Below are 254 nucleotides of genomic sequence, written 5' to 3'. Positions count from 1 at the left end.
GCGTGATGTTATCTGGTCCGAGGCAGGCGTCGAGGGCGCTCATCGCTTTACCCAGCGTCTGTGGCGCCTGATTTCCGAAGCCGCGGACGCGCTCTCCGCCGTCGCACCGGCGCCGGCAATCGATGGGGACGCGTTGTCAATCTCCCAGGCTGCCCACAAGACGCTGAAGGCGGTCCAGAACGACTATGACAAGCTCTGGTTCAACAAAGCCGTTGCCCGAATTTATGAACTCGTCAACGCGCTGGCCGCACCGA

1 protein-coding gene is annotated in these 254 nt (G+C 62.2%); it reads left to right on the top strand.

Annotation, left to right across the window (positions count from 1 at the left end; translation table 11 throughout):
- Positions 1-254 (top strand): hypothetical protein (locus tag AF337_RS05735; RefSeq protein WP_152970917.1); only part of this gene is annotated, 254 nt, incomplete at both ends.

Origin of the sequence: Rhizobium ecuadorense (assembly GCF_001187535.1) — a bacterium.
Lineage (GTDB): Bacteria > Pseudomonadota > Alphaproteobacteria > Rhizobiales > Rhizobiaceae > Rhizobium > Rhizobium ecuadorense.
The sequence above is the reverse complement of the archived record's forward strand: the minus strand, read 5'-3'. Positions and strand labels throughout refer to the sequence as shown.